At 46.4% G+C, this 12,548-nt stretch carries 10 protein-coding genes; all 10 read left to right on the top strand.

Annotated features, from left to right (window positions below; translation table 11 throughout):
- Positions 1 to 17 precede the first annotated feature (17 nt).
- A complete protein-coding gene (locus AXX12_RS10275; RefSeq protein ID WP_066241898.1) occupies positions 18 to 1,172 on the top strand; it encodes a DegT/DnrJ/EryC1/StrS family aminotransferase in 1,155 nt (384 codons plus the stop codon).
- Positions 1,172 to 1,804, top strand: coding sequence for a sugar transferase (locus tag AXX12_RS10280; RefSeq protein WP_066243035.1), 633 nt, complete (start codon positions 1,172 to 1,174; stop codon positions 1,802 to 1,804). Before AXX12_RS10275 ends, AXX12_RS10280 begins: the two co-directional genes overlap by 1 nt.
- Before the next feature lie 329 nt (positions 1,805 to 2,133).
- On the top strand, positions 2,134 to 3,270 hold the full coding sequence (locus AXX12_RS10285; protein WP_231881863.1) for an MBOAT family O-acyltransferase: 1,137 nt from the start codon (positions 2,134 to 2,136) through the stop codon (positions 3,268 to 3,270).
- Between the two features lie 8 nt (positions 3,271 to 3,278).
- On the top strand, positions 3,279 to 4,430 hold the full coding sequence (locus AXX12_RS10290) for a hypothetical protein (protein WP_066241903.1): 1,152 nt from the start codon (positions 3,279 to 3,281) through the stop codon (positions 4,428 to 4,430).
- 171 nt (positions 4,431 to 4,601) lie between these two features.
- On the top strand, positions 4,602 to 6,503 hold the full coding sequence (locus AXX12_RS10295) for a polysaccharide biosynthesis protein (RefSeq protein ID WP_066241906.1): 1,902 nt from the start codon (positions 4,602 to 4,604) through the stop codon (positions 6,501 to 6,503).
- Positions 6,504 to 6,827: 324 nt separating this feature from the next.
- The gene (locus AXX12_RS10300) at positions 6,828 to 8,288 is read left to right on the top strand and encodes a PTS transporter subunit EIIC (RefSeq protein ID WP_066241911.1); all 1,461 of its coding nucleotides are present in this window, start codon (positions 6,828 to 6,830) and stop codon (positions 8,286 to 8,288) included.
- A gap of 293 nt (positions 8,289 to 8,581) precedes the next feature.
- The gene (locus AXX12_RS10305) at positions 8,582 to 9,658 is read left to right on the top strand and encodes a DUF871 domain-containing protein (protein ID WP_082816797.1); all 1,077 of its coding nucleotides are present in this window, start codon (positions 8,582 to 8,584) and stop codon (positions 9,656 to 9,658) included.
- Positions 9,659 to 9,766: 108 nt separating this feature from the next.
- The gene (locus AXX12_RS10310; RefSeq protein WP_066241914.1) at positions 9,767 to 10,156 is read left to right on the top strand and encodes a GxxExxY protein; all 390 of its coding nucleotides are present in this window, start codon (positions 9,767 to 9,769) and stop codon (positions 10,154 to 10,156) included.
- A 454-nt stretch (positions 10,157 to 10,610) separates the two neighbouring features.
- A complete protein-coding gene (gene murQ, locus AXX12_RS10315) occupies positions 10,611 to 11,501 on the top strand; it encodes an N-acetylmuramic acid 6-phosphate etherase (RefSeq protein ID WP_066241917.1) in 891 nt (296 codons plus the stop codon).
- Positions 11,502 to 11,793: 292 nt separating this feature from the next.
- A complete protein-coding gene (locus AXX12_RS10320) occupies positions 11,794 to 12,312 on the top strand; it encodes a PTS sugar transporter subunit IIA (protein ID WP_082816798.1) in 519 nt (172 codons plus the stop codon).
- Positions 12,313 to 12,548: the final 236 nt, after the last annotated feature.

The following is a 12,548-nucleotide window of genomic DNA, read 5'->3' on the forward strand; positions in this document are numbered from 1 at the left end:
TAAAGGAGGTCGTCAAGATGCCCAAATTTTTGCCGTTTGCCCTACCAGATATCGGTGAGGATGAAATAAATGAAGTAGTGAATTCCTTGCGTTCAGGCTGGCTTACCACTGGTCCAAAAACCAAACAATTTGAAGCAGATTTTGCCGCATTTATCGGTGAGGACGCTGAAGCAATCTCAGTAAATTCGGCGACTGCCGGGTTACACCTTGCCTTGGAGTCCATTGGTATTGAAGCTGGCGATGAGGTAATTACGACTCCCTACACCTTTACAGCCACTGCGGAAGTTGTCCGCTATTTAGGCGCTCATCCTGTATTCGTCGATATCTCTTCAGATAACTTTAATATTGATGTTACAAAAATAGAAGCTGCTATTACGCCGAAAACCAAGGCTATTGTTCCGGTTCATGTCGCCGGCTTGTCGTGCGATATGGCTGCTATACTTAGCATTGCCAAAAAGCATGGCCTTAGAGTGGTAGAGGATGCTGCACATGCACTGCCAACAACCTGTGGCGGAAAGCTCATTGGTAGGCTGGACAGTGATATTGTTGTCTATAGTTTTTATGCTACCAAGACGATTACAACCGGTGAGGGTGGTATGGTGGTTACTCGAAACCCTGAGCTGGCAAAGCGCTGCCGAGTCATGCGGTTGCATGGAATGAGCCGGGATGCGTTTGACCGTTATACCTCCACTAAACCTGCCTGGCATTATGACATTATTGCTCCAGGCTTTAAGTATAATCTGACAGATATTGCATCCTCCATTGGAATTCATCAGCTAAAGAAAGCATGGACTTTCCAGCAAAAACGGCAGCAGATGGCCGAGTTCTACGACAAGCATCTCGCTGATTTACCGATTATTTTACCGCCTCATTCGCAAAATGGGGATGTTCACGCTTGGCATTTATATGCGATCCGGCTTCAGCAGGACTGTGGAGTATCTCGCAATGATTTTATCCAGTGTATGTCTGACAACGGCATTGGCTGTAGTGTGCATTTTATTCCTTTACATATTCAACCATACTGGCGCGATACCTATAATTTGAAACCGGCTGATTATCCTAATGCGCTGGCGGCCTATGAGAGCGAAGTGAGCTTGCCTCTCTATACGAAAATGACGACTGACGATCAAGAGCGAGTCGTTGCAGCTATTCGAGCGGTACTCGGTAGATGATGGCTAAACGCATCTTTGACCTGATATTTACAATCCCAGGGGTTCTCGCCTTACTTCCGATATTTTTTGCGATATCTATCTGGGTCAAGCTTGATTCTCATGGCCCGGTATTCTTTCGTCAAATCAGGGTTGGGCAGTTTGGGCGGGAATTTAGAATTTATAAGTTCCGTACAATGATCGTTGACGCAGAACGTTACGGCAAGCAAATTACCGTAGGGCAGGACAAACGAATCACGCGGTCTGGCCAGTTTTTGCGGAAGTATAAGCTGGATGAGCTGCCACAACTGTTTAATGTTGTGCTAGGAGATATGAGTCTGGTTGGACCCCGGCCGGAGGTGCCACGATATATTGCCGAATATCCTGAGGATATTCGGCGCATCACATTGTCTGTGAAGCCGGGTATTACTGATCTTGCTTCTATTACCTTTAAAGATGAGAATGAGATTCTTGGAAACTCAGATTGTCCTGAACAGACATACATAAGGGAAATTTTGCCAATAAAGCAAGGCTTTTATGTTCGGTATGTCGGAAGTCGAAGTGTCTGGTTGGATACGGAGATAATTGTAAGGACATTGTTTGCTATCATTTGGCCTAATAAAGAACAAACGCGAAAGCAGAAGGTGTCGAGTTGAGAGAGCACATTTCCGGTTGAACTATCACCTTCTGATGTTGATTCGAGACAACAAGGGAGCATTGTGGTATGCTGTTCAATTCCTTCATATTCCTTTTTGCTTTTCTCCCAATAACATGGTGTATGTTTCGCGTAGCTGTAAAATATCGTTATTTAGATCTTGCGCTTTGGATTCTTCTGCTCGCATCCTTAGTATTTTATTCATACTGGAATCCCCCTTATATCCTATTAATTGTAGCGTCAATTATATTTAACTTTACTTTGGTAAATCAGTTCGATAGGTATCCGGCTAAAGCTAAAACCTTGTTATGGATTGGGATGCTAGTAAATTTGGCTCCAATAACCTATTTCAAGTATTACAATTTTTTTATTCACAATATTAATGATGCATTTCATACGAGCTTTATAAAACCTGAACTATTTTTACCTCTAGGTATATCTTTTTTTACCTTTCAGCAGATATCTTATCTACTTGACTATTACCGAGGAATTACCACTAAACCCCGTTTCTTGTATTATGCATTGGTGGTTTGCTTTTTTCCTCATCTTATTGCAGGTCCAATTCTTATCTATCGGGATATAATACCGCAACTTAAAGATTTAAGAACCTATGGCATCAGTTGGAGGAACATTTGTATTGGTCTTGGCCTTATCTCTTTAGGGTTATTTAAAAAAGTCGTAATAGCTGACTCTATATCACCATGGGTAGGGGAAGTATTTAATAATAATGAACCGCTGAAATTTTGGGATGCTTGGATAGGCGCCTTGTCATATACTTATCAAATATATTTTGATTTTAGTGGTTATTCGGATATGGCAATTGGCCTCGGAAAATTATTCAATGTATCGTTGCCGGTGAACTTTAATTCCCCGTATAAATCAACCTCAATTATCGACTTCTGGCGACGCTGGCATATAACCTTATCTAGATTTTTGCGTGAGTATGTATATATAGCTCTCGGCGGTAATCGTGGGACTGAACTCAGACGATATGTAAACGTTTTTACAACGATGCTGCTTGGCGGTTTGTGGCATGGAGCCGGTTGGAATTTCATTGTTTGGGGTGGAGCACACGGTCTTATTATCTGTATTAACCACCTTTGGCGAAAGGTAAATCAAAGACTCGGTATTCCAATTTTTAAGCCATTAGCTTGGCTAATGACGTTTACAAGTGTTATTTTCTGTTGGGTCATGTTTCGGGCTCAGTCATTTACACAAGGATGGGAATTTATTAAAGTAATGACCGGTCTTCAGACAGCTGAATTAGGAGTATTGCCTTTGAAACGGTTGGCATGTATTGCATTTCTTACTATTGCATGTTTAACTCTTCCTGAAAATTGGGAGTGGACTAATTTTAACAACAAGAAGGAAACTAAGGTTAAATTGGCTATTTGCTTTGTCTTAATAATTATCAGTGTTTTATTCATTAGCGAGAACCCATCCGAGTTTTTATATTTTCAATTCTGAGGTGGCTAATGTTTTATAAAAAAATTGCAAAAGCCTTTATCGGTGGCTTTATCGTAATATTTTTATCAATACTCGGAGGTTATATAATTATTGATCCTCTAGATATGTGGTCGGTTGCCAAACTAAGAGGGATTAATAATTACAAGGTATCTCAGCCATTGAATTTGGATTTATTTAAGCCTTATCAATATATGAATAGTAAACCTGATATTGTATTTCTTGGGTCGTCACGAGTATATGTAGGGATGCCACCATACTTTCCCAATAGTAGTGGAACGAAAGTGTACAATATGGGGTTTAGCTCTCTGACATTACAAGATGCGTACAAATATATTTGGTTTATGAATAGTGTTCATAAACCAAAACAAATTTATTTGGGATTAGACTTCTTCCAATTTGATAAAAAGTTTTCTAAATCTCGGCGAGTTGGGTTTTCTGCTGAACGATTAGAGAGGCTAAGTCAGAACCAACTAGAAGCCTTTTTATATAAAATTCATGAAACTATCGGTTTGCGCAAAATGTTAAGGAAGACAATTGCCGAAAGTAGGGAAAATCCAGAGTCACCACCGCTGTTTATTAATGGATGGGATGTAAGGCGTGGCGGAGCTCCTGCTCGCAATAAGGAAGAATTTCCAAGAACAGTGCAGGCACTTTTTGATGACTATCGCGGTTGGGAACTAGATAGTGACGCTATAGATACATTGCGAGAAATTGTGAATTTCACAAGGAAAAACAATATTCAGTTGGTGCTATTCTTTAATCCAATACTATCTGATCATGTAGCCGTTTTGGATATCAGCAATCAGCTGCAGAATTTTAATATGGTAAAGAATAGAGTTGCCCAGATAAATCCAGTATGGGATTTTGCTTTCGTAAACGGTTTGACGGCAGACCGATCTTGGTTTTATGAAGCATCTCATTATCGGGGGAAGCTTGGTGAAAAGATTCTTGAAGTTATGACTAGAAGCAATGATTCTGGGGGGGAAATCGGAGTCTTAATTAGCAAAACAAATGTGGTGCCAGAAATATCTGCCCAAATGGATGAGTATCAAGCATGGAAAGAGCGGCATTACAATTATTTTTCACTTCTAAAATATCACTATTTATCTAATATGTCAGTCACAAACAGTGAAATGATTAATTGGAAGTACTATGATTGATAACTCTGTAGAGGTGCATTCTTGCGGTTCCAGATGCAGTCAAAGACTTGGAATAAATAGGATGGGCTGGCAGGAAAATATCGCTTCTTAGCGAAACTTGAATAGTGATTGATTATCGATTATTGTTATATTATGTTGTAAATTAATTCCAAATGAAAAGGACGTACTAGAATGCGAACAAAGCTAATTATGCTTTCTCTCCTCCTGGTGGATATCTGCATAACAGCGGCTGTGCCATTTATGGCGATGTTGATCCGATTTGAAGGCAATATCAGTAATTCGTATTTACAAGTCATCATAGCGAATACGCCTATTTTTGTGGCGGTACGCATTTCTATTTTCTATTTTTTTGGTCTTTATCATCGTCTCTGGCGCTATGCAGGGATTAATGAAATGATCGTCATCATCGGCGCAGTCACTTGTAGTTCGTTGCTGTTAATGGTATATACCTATCTCAGTGGTGATGTTCTTCCAAGAAGTATCCATATTTTATCTTGGTTGATGAATACAGTTTTTATCGGAGCCAGTAGGATCTCTCTGCGGGTGGTGCACCATTTGCGACAGCGTCTGTCAGAGGAAACCGTGAACGTGCTAATTATTGGTGCCGGCGATGCCGGGGCGGTTTTGGCTAGGGAATTGCTGCAGCGGGAAGACAAGCGGAAGATTATTGGCTTTGTTGATGATGATGTGTACAAGCACAATAAGATGCTTAACGGCATAAAGGTTTTAGGCGCCCGCAAGGACATCTCGGCGATTATTCGCACTCATTTTATTAAAGAGATCATTATTGCCATGCCTTCTGCCGGTGGGGCGGTTATTCGAGAAACGGTGCAAGTTTGCCGGCAAACAGGCTGCTTGGTCACGATTCTGCCTGGTATTTATGAGCTGGTGGATGGCAAGGTTACTGTACAACAATTGCGGAAAGTGAATCTCGAGGACTTACTGCGGCGTGATGCTGTTAGTCTTGATACAGAGGGATTGCAGCGCTATTTATCAGGCAAACGTGTGTTGGTCACCGGTGCGGGTGGGTCAATCGGGTCTGAACTGTGCCGGCAGATTGCTAAATTCAATCCCGACTTGCTGGTGCTGCTGGGCAAAGGCGAAAACAGCATTTATGAGATTCACCGTGAACTGCAGGACTGTCACTTGCCGTTTCCGATTGAGCCGGTCATTGCCGATGTCCGGGATCAGGACAGGATTCGGTCGATTTTTTCCCAGTATAAACCGCAGGTCGTTTTTCACGCAGCTGCTCATAAGCATGTTCCGCTAATGGAGGCGCAGCCGGAAGAGGCAGTTCACAATAATGTTTTTGGCACGAAAACGGTGGCTGATGTGGCCAATGAATTTGGTGCTGAGACGTTTATTATGATTTCGACCGACAAGGCAGTCAACCCTACCAGTGTGATGGGGGCAACCAAACGGGCCGCTGAATTGGTGGTTCAGCATATGAATTCAATCAGCCGAACGAAGTTTGCCGCTGTCCGGTTTGGCAATGTGCTGGGCAGCCGGGGCAGCGTTGTGCCGTTATTCCGCAAACAGATTGCCGCCGGCGGGCCAATCACAATTACTCATTCGGAGATGAAACGCTATTTTATGACGATTCCCGAGGCTACACAACTGGTGTTGCAGGCAGGCGCTCTGGCTCACGGTGGCGAGGTCTTTGTCCTGGATATGGGAGAGCCGGTTAAGATTGTCGATATGGCGTGTGATTTGATTCAGCTCAGTGGATTGATTCCATTTCAGGATATAAAGATTGAGTTTACCGGTCTACGGCCTGGTGAAAAGCTATTTGAGGAGCTTCTTACAGCTGAAGAGGGGACCAGTGCAACGCGGCATCAGAAAATCTTTACCGCTAATCTGCACGCAGTCGATGGAAAACACATCCAGCACTGTCTGCTGGCGCTTTACGGTGCCACCCATCGCCATGAAGTAACCGCTGTTCTTGATGAATTGATTCCCAGCTACGCTGCCGCCCGTAAGAAACATTGCATTGGCGCCGATGGCAATGCGGGCGTACTGGAGCAGAAGCAACAATCTGCTACACAGGCAGAACGACAGTCTGCCGTTACATAAAGAGAGTCTTTTGGGGGATAATTGATAGAAAAAGAATCCGTCAGGAATTAATTAGCCTGGAATCCTCAGTATAGCGATCTTGACACTATCTTGCATACGACTCGTCAATGGCATCATTCTCATTCTAACGGGTATAACAACAATCTATAGACATTATTATGGTTAGTCGCCTCAGATATCAATTCTGCGGCGATTTTTTGTCCGACCTAAAAGCATAAGCTTGCTTATCCTTTATGCTGTAAAATTTAGCTAGGCATCTTTGAAAAGGGGATATGAACGGACGGCGAGAATACTAGTTCATTAAACCATTTTGGGGGAGACCTAATGCCACATACAAAAGAATTAGCTGTAAAGATAGTAGAATTAGTCGGCGGTGCGAAAAATATTGTTTCCGTGGTTCATTGCATGACACGGCTGCGCTTAACGTTAGCTGAGCGCGAGAAGGCGGTTATCAACCAGCTTAAGCAAACGCCCGGCGTGCTTGGTGTGGTCGAATCCTCAGGACAATTGCAAATTATTCTTGGGCCTGGTGTGGTCAATAAGGTGGCTGCCTGTGTTGAGGAAGTGATTGTGGAGGAGAGGCGTGAACCGCAGAGTGCGCAGTGTAATGAGAGGGACGCAGAGAGAACGGTAGTTATGGCTGCAAAGACGCAAAGGGCGCGTTGCGCCTGCATAAAGGGAACGGTGGTTAATGGTGGCGAGGATGCGGTTAAGGATCTGAAAGCTGCCCGGGACGAAAAAAACCAGACTCCGTTCAAGTTGCTTTTGCGCAAGCTGGCCAGCATTTTTGTCCCGTTGATTCCGGCGATTGTTGCTTCCGGCATGCTGGCTGGGATGACCAATGTCGCCATCCGTTTTGGGGCGGATGCGCAAGGCCCGCTGGTTCAGATTCTGAACGTGCTGGGGTGGGGAATTTTCTCCTATCTGGCTGTATTTGTCGGCATCAATGCGGCTAAAGAATTTGGCGGCACACCGGCGATGGGGGGGCTGGCAGGAGTACTAATCATAAACCCAGCGATTGCCGCAATAAGTATTGGCGGTGTTGCGTTGGTTCCAGGGCGCGGCGGATTAGTCGGTGTACTGCTGGTGGCTTGGTTTATGTGCTTTATCGAAAAAAGACTGCGGCGCTTTGTGCCTAATATGATTGACATCATTGTGACGCCAGCCCTTACTTTGCTCGTCAGCGGCTTTGCCACCTATTTTCTGCTCATGCCGTTGGGCGGCTGGTTGTCTGATGGGATTGTTCTGTTTTTTCGTGGCATGCTCAACTGGGGCGGCGTCATTGCTGGCTTTACGCTGGCAGGAACCTTTCTGCCTGTGGTTATGACCGGCTTGCATCAGGGACTTGTTCCTGTCCATATGGAATTTCTCAATACCTTAAAAGAAAATCCGTTACTACCGATCTTAGCAATGGCTGGTGCCGGACAAGTCGGGGCCGCGGTTGCTGTATATGTAAAAACAAAGAATCAACGGCTGAAAAACCTCATCAAGGGCTCGCTGCCAGTAGGTCTGTTAGGCATTGGCGAACCGCTCATCTTCGGCGTTACCCTGCCGCTGGGCCGTCCGTTCATTACCGCCTGCATCGGAGCAGGCTTCGGCGGCGCCTGGCAAGCGATTACCCACACCTCGACTATCGCTATCGGCATATCCGGCCTGCCGCTAGCATTTTTGGTGAAGCCAGGTGGAGTGGTTAACTATTTGATCGGGCTGTTCATCGCCTATATCGCAGGTTTTATAGTGACGTGGATCGTCGGCTTCGATGACCCGAAAGAAGAAGGGGTGTAGGGGAAGCACGTTTTACCGCAGAGTACGCAGAGTACGCTGAGGGTAACAGAGGGCTACTGCTTCAGTTAATTATATAAAGTAATTTTCTGTAAGCCTCCATGATTCCTCTGCGACCTCTGCGGCTCGGCCTACAGTTATAGATCCGAACGCCTAATATTCTAAACCTCGGCAAAGTACTCACCCTCCAACGGAGCTGGAAAATAAAAATCAGTAACCCTCATCGGACCCTCCGCAAACTCTGCGTACTCTGCGGTTAACGTCCCGGAATATTTTTACTTCAGGGAGTGGAAAAAATGATTAGTAAAGGCATTTCTCTCTACCCCGGTATGGGATATCCGCTTGTCGCTTCGATGGATTACCTCCGACTGGCGTGGCAGGCGGGGTTTAGCCGCCTGTTTACTTCACTGCATATTCCTGAGGCGGACAGCGGCAATTTGTTGGCAGAGTTTCGGCAGATTGCCGCCGCTGCAGTCGCCCTTGGCTTTTCTATAACCGCAGATATCTCGCCCCGTACTTTCAGATTGCTTGACGCAAGTTTAGATAACCTCGACCCAATTCGGGCGCTGGGGCTTGATGCTCTGCGTCTCGACTTTGGTTTCTCGCCAGCGGAAATTGCTTACTGGACATGTGCCAGCGGCTTTCGCATTGAACTCAATGCGAGCACTATAGACCTGCGCACTCTTGACGCCATTTTAGCCGCAGACGCTGACGTCAGCCGTCTGCAAGCTTGTCATAATTATTATCCAAGGCCGGAGACCGGCCTCTCTTGGAAACTATTTTGCGAACGCTCATTGCTATTCCGGGAACGTGGCATTTCGGTAGCCGCGTTCATTCCATCGTTGAAGAACCCGCGTGGACCACTATCAGAGGGGTTGCCGACTCTGGAGCGTCACCGTCACCTAAACCCGCTGACAGCAGCTAAACAGCTTGCTCATTCTGGCCTGGTAGACGCCATCTTCTTCGGCGACCCGCTGGCCGGAGCTGAAGAAATCCAAGCTGTTGGCGTGATCCAACCAGATTGCATCGAACTGCGGGTAACCGTCACTCCCAACCTAAGCCCTACCGAACGGGAAATCCTCTTCGCCCACCATGCCAATCGTACTGATCCTGGTGAATGGGTTGTTCGCTCCGAACCATCCCGCCATCTCCTCGCTGGCCGCGTGCCGCCTCGTATACCCCGCCGCCGCAACCGTGGCAGCGTGACAGTAGATAATGCGAACTACCTGCGCTACATGGGTGAACTGCAAATCGTGCGTCAGGACTTGGAGCCAGATGAGCGGGTAAATGTCGTAGCAGAGGTCGTGGCGGAAGAAGTGTTCCTGATCGACATGATCAAACCAGGGATGAAGTTTCGGTTTGTTGAGGGATGACGAGGAACAACGGAATACGACTAAATCGCAGAGTACGCAGAGATCGCAGAGGTTTCGCGGAGGGCACCTTATTTCTATATTTATTTAGAAGTAAGGGGATGAGTTTCTATGTTGGTTAGTCATTTAAATATTTGGACGGAAAGAGTAATTGGCGCTGGACTTGAGGTACATAGCATAATAGGACCTGGATATGTCGAGAGTGTTTATGAAGAGGCGCTAGCGAGAGAACTTGAGATTCGGAAGATTCCGTTCGAACGCCAGAAAATCATTTCTTTGCATTATAAAGGTGTCAAAGTGGGAGAAGGACGGCTTGATTTTCTAATCAATAAACAGCTAGTAGTAGAACTAAAAGCAGTGGATTGTTTCACAGAAGTTCATAGAGCTCAAGTTATCTCTTATTTAAAAGCAGCTAATTTGAGACTAGGCCTACTGATGAACTTTAATGTACCGAGTCTGAATTTAGGTCTCAAAAGAGTTATTCTAACCAGAAGAAGATAAAAGACTTTAAGCATAGGTACGTCTAACCGCAGAGTAAGCAGAGAGCGCAGAGGGTTCGCGGAGGGTTGCGAAAGGTTAATTATGCTAATTTTTATGAAAAAGTAGTCCCCATCGGGCCCTCCGCAAACTCTACGCACTCTGCGATTAACGTCGCCTACAGCTATAGATCCGAACGCCTAATTTCCTAACCCTCGGTAATGTACTCATCCTTCCAGCGGAGCTGGCAAATAAAGAACCGTAACCCTCTGCGAGCCCTCAGCGTACTCTGCGTACTCTGCGGTTAACGTCGCCTACAGCTATAGATCCGAACGCCTAATTTCCTAACCCTCGGCAATGTACTCATCCTTCCAGCGGAGCTGGCAAAAAAAGAGCAGTAGCCCTCATCGAACCCTCTGCAGACTCTGCGCACTCTGCGGTTAACGTGCCTACAGTTATAGATCCAGGAGGCAATTGCATGAATCTTGAAAAGCTGCTTACCGAATCCCGCAACCCTGATACTCTCGACATCGACCGTCTCTCTACTCTCGACGTTGTAACAAAAATAAATAGTCAAGATCAACTTGTTCCCTTAGCGGTTTCGAAAGTACTCCCCCAAATCGCTCAGGCAGTCGACTGGATCGTCGCAGCAATGGACAATGGTGGACGACTGTTCTACCTCGGCGCGGGTACTAGTGGCCGGCTCGGCATACTTGATGCTTCCGAATGTCCACCCACGTTCGGCACTCCGGCCGAATTAGTCCAAGGCCTGATAGCAGGCGGTGAAACGGCAGTGTTTCGGGCAGTTGAGGGAGCCGAGGACTCGCTAACTCTCGCCGCTCAAGACCTAACCGATCGTAACCTCTCACCCAATGACATCGTCGTCGGCATTGCCGCTAGTGGCCGCACCCCCTATGTTATCGGCGGTCTCAGTTTTGCCAATAAAACCGGTTGCCACACGGTTGCCCTCGTCTGCTCGCCAAACTCCGAAATGGCCGTTATTGCCGATCTAACCATTTGCGTCGAAGCTGGACCTGAGGTGATCATGGGCTCAACCCGTCTCAAAGCCGGAACAGCCCAAAAGCTCGTTCTCAATATGCTGACCACCGCGACTATGATCCGGCGTGGCAAGGTCTACTCAAATCTGATGGTTGATGTGCAGGCAACAAATAAAAAACTAATCGAACGCGCTAAACGCATTGTTAGCCTAGCCACCGGCGCAACCCGTGAACAAGTTGAAGCTGCTATCGAACAAGCAGGTGGCTCGGCGAAAGTCGCAATTGTAATGATACTGGCAGGGCTGTCAGCAGAAGAAGCCACGGTGAGACTAGAACATGCCAATGGCTTTGTGGCTAAGGCGATCAGATAAGAGCGGAGACGTACTTAACCGCAGAGTACGTTGTGACGAGGTACGCCTAACCGCAGAGTACGCAGAGATCACAGAGGGTTCGCTGAGGGTTACGGCTATGGGAATTTTCTCTCCATTTCAAGAAATGGAGTTTGAAAAGTCTAGGAAATTAGCTTACCTTTCCAGCGGAGTTAGCAAATAAAGAACCGTAGTCCTCTGCGAGCCCTCAGCGTACTCTGCGTACTCTGCGGTTAACGTTCCCCAACCCCTGTACTCTGCAGTTCGGACCAATTTACGTTAAGGAGATCAGCACATGTTAAACAAACTTTTTACAAAGATCAGCGGTGGCAGCACATCTGGCACTCCTGCCGAAGCCAATGCCGTCTATGCTCCCATGACTGGTAGTATCGTTATTCTCGACCAAGTCCCCGATCCTGTCTTTTCCGGCAAGATGTTAGGCGACGGACTTGCTATTCTGCCTTCCTCCGGCGACGTACTTGCGCCTTTTGACGGTGAGGTTGTCTCGTTGTTTCCCACCGGTCACGCTATTGGCCTCGTATCCGACGGCGGTATAGAGTGCCTCATCCATATCGGTATAGATACAGTCGAATTCAACGGGACTGGTTTCACGGCAAAAGTAGAGCAAGGTGACAAGGTTAAGAAGGGGCAACTGCTCATCAAGGCCGACCTGGCGGTCATTCGTGCTTCCGGCAAGGATATCATCACACCGGTAATCATCACTAACCCGACTGTCTGGCAACCGGTGCAGCTCACAAGCGGCGAAGTGCAGGCGGGAAAAGATATCGTTTTCAGAGTTGCTAAAAAAGGCTAGGAACGACAGAGCGGCATAAAGATAGTACATTATTGGCCCGTAAGGCTCGCAAAGAACGCAAAGCAAGGATTCGTATATAAATGCATAACGCCGTTAGCGCTAACCATGCCTTAGTCATAGCGACGCTAGCGATCATTGTGGGTGCAGCGCTATATAATTCGTAACCCTCAGCGCACCCTCTGCGGTCTCTGCGTACTCTGCGGTTAGCACTCTTTACATGCGCTAATCGTTCTCGC

The sequence above is a fragment of the Anaerosporomusa subterranea genome (assembly GCF_001611555.1).
GTDB lineage: Bacteria > Bacillota > Negativicutes > Sporomusales > Acetonemataceae > Anaerosporomusa > Anaerosporomusa subterranea.

What these genes read in the sequence shown, in the direction of transcription:
- AXX12_RS10275 (WP_066241898.1), top strand. Translation starts at nt 18, where the DNA reads ATGCCCAAATTTTTGCCGTTTGCCCTACCAGATATCGGTGAGGATGAA.
- AXX12_RS10280 (WP_066243035.1), top strand. Translation starts at nt 1,172, where the DNA reads ATGGCTAAACGCATCTTTGACCTGATATTTACAATCCCAGGGGTTCTC.
- AXX12_RS10290 (WP_066241903.1), top strand. Translation starts at nt 3,279, where the DNA reads ATGTTTTATAAAAAAATTGCAAAAGCCTTTATCGGTGGCTTTATCGTA.
- AXX12_RS10295 (WP_066241906.1), top strand. Translation starts at nt 4,602, where the DNA reads ATGCGAACAAAGCTAATTATGCTTTCTCTCCTCCTGGTGGATATCTGC.
- AXX12_RS10300 (WP_066241911.1), top strand. Translation starts at nt 6,828, where the DNA reads ATGCCACATACAAAAGAATTAGCTGTAAAGATAGTAGAATTAGTCGGC.
- AXX12_RS10305 (WP_082816797.1), top strand. Translation starts at nt 8,582, where the DNA reads ATGATTAGTAAAGGCATTTCTCTCTACCCCGGTATGGGATATCCGCTT.
- AXX12_RS10310 (WP_066241914.1), top strand. Translation starts at nt 9,767, where the DNA reads ATGTTGGTTAGTCATTTAAATATTTGGACGGAAAGAGTAATTGGCGCT.
- murQ (WP_066241917.1), top strand. Translation starts at nt 10,611, where the DNA reads ATGAATCTTGAAAAGCTGCTTACCGAATCCCGCAACCCTGATACTCTC.
- AXX12_RS10320 (WP_082816798.1), top strand. Translation starts at nt 11,794, where the DNA reads ATGTTAAACAAACTTTTTACAAAGATCAGCGGTGGCAGCACATCTGGC.